Here is a 1,442-nt window from a genome sequence, read left to right as displayed (position 1 = left end):
ATCGCGGCTTCCGTCGGGCCGTACGTGTTGTACAGCCGGGCATCCGGCAGCACCTCGAAGAACCGGTCCCGGACCGCGGTCGTCAGCTCCTCACCGCCGCTGAGCACGTGCCGCAACGATCGGCACTCCGCGGTCGACGGCTCCTCCAGGAGGGCCTGCAACAGGACCGGGACGAACTCCGCCGCCGTCACCCCCTGCTCGCGGATCAACGAGGCGAGGTACGCGGGCTCCCGGTGACCGTCAGGGCGGGCAACCACCATCGTCGCGCCGAACGTCAACGGCAGGAACAACTCCCACACCGACACGTCGAACCCGACCGGCGTCTTGAACAGAATCCGGTCCCGTGACGAGAGGTCGTACTCGTCGGCCAGCCACCGCAGCGTGTTCACCACGGCCGCGTGGGTGACGACGACGCCCTTCGGGGTGCCGGTCGAGCCGGACGTGTAGATCACGTACGCCGGGTGCGACGGTTCGACCGCCACCGGCTCGAACGCGCCGGTCACAGGAACGTCCACATCGGACAGGACGATCCGGGCGCCCGCGTCGGCGAGCATGAACCCGACCCGCTCCGCCGGCAGATCCAGGTCGATCGGCAGGAACGCCGCACCGGCCTTCACCACGCCGAGGACCGCCACCACCAGGTCCACGCCCCGCGGCAGCTGAACACCGACCACCGACTCCGGACCGGCGCCCAGACCCTGCAGGTAACCGGCGACCCAGTCGGACCGCGCGTCGAGGTCGGCGAAGCTCACCGTCGTGCCCTCGAACGCCACCGCGGTCGCGTCCGGAGCCTGGGCGACCTGCGCCGCGAACAGCCCCGGCAGGGTGGCCGCGGGCCACGCCACGCCGGTGGCGTTCCAACCGTGCAGGACCCGGTCCCGTTCGCCGGCGTCGAGGATGTCCACTGTGGAGATCGGGGCGGACGGGCCGGCGAGGACGGCGTCGACGGCGCGCGCGACGCGGTCGGCGAGGGTGGTGACGGTCGCGGCGTCGTACAGGTCGTCGGAGCCGATGAGCAGCCCCCGCAGGCCGGCCGGCGAGCCGGCGGCGTCGAAGGTCTCCTCGACGGTCAGGTCGAGGTCGAACTTCGCCGGGACCAGCGGCGGGGTCGCGTCGCCGTCCGGTGCCGACGAGCCGGCAAGGTCGACGCCGGGCAGGTCCAGGGTCGCGCCGGCCGTGTTCTGCACCATCAGCATCGTCTGGAAGAGCGGGTGCCGGGACAGCGACCGCGCCGGTGCCAGCTCCTCCACCAGCAGCTCGAACGGCACATCCTGGTTGCTCAACACCGACAGGCCGGCCTCCCGCACCCGACCCAGCAACTCCACGAACGACGGATCCCCCGACAGATCCGTCCGCATCACCAGGGTGTTGACGAAGAACCCGACCAGATCGTCCAAGCCTTCGTCGGTACGACCCGCGACCACCGTCCCGATCGGCACATC

The 1,442-nt window shown here is 71.3% G+C and carries 1 protein-coding gene; it reads right to left on the bottom strand.

The window, feature by feature from the left end; all coding sequences use genetic code 11:
* Nucleotides 1-1,397, bottom strand: a 1,397-nt coding sequence (locus AB0I21_RS57475; RefSeq protein WP_360574534.1) for an AMP-binding protein, incomplete at its 3' end; no start/stop codon positions are given.
* Between the last annotated feature and the right edge of the window lie 45 nt (nt 1,398-1,442).

The sequence above is a fragment of the Dactylosporangium sp. NPDC050588 genome, from assembly GCF_040654975.1.
In the GTDB taxonomy this organism is placed as follows: domain Bacteria; phylum Actinomycetota; class Actinomycetes; order Mycobacteriales; family Micromonosporaceae; genus Dactylosporangium; species Dactylosporangium maewongense.
Note: the sequence above shows the minus strand (reverse complement) of the source record. Positions and strands in the feature narration are given on the sequence as shown.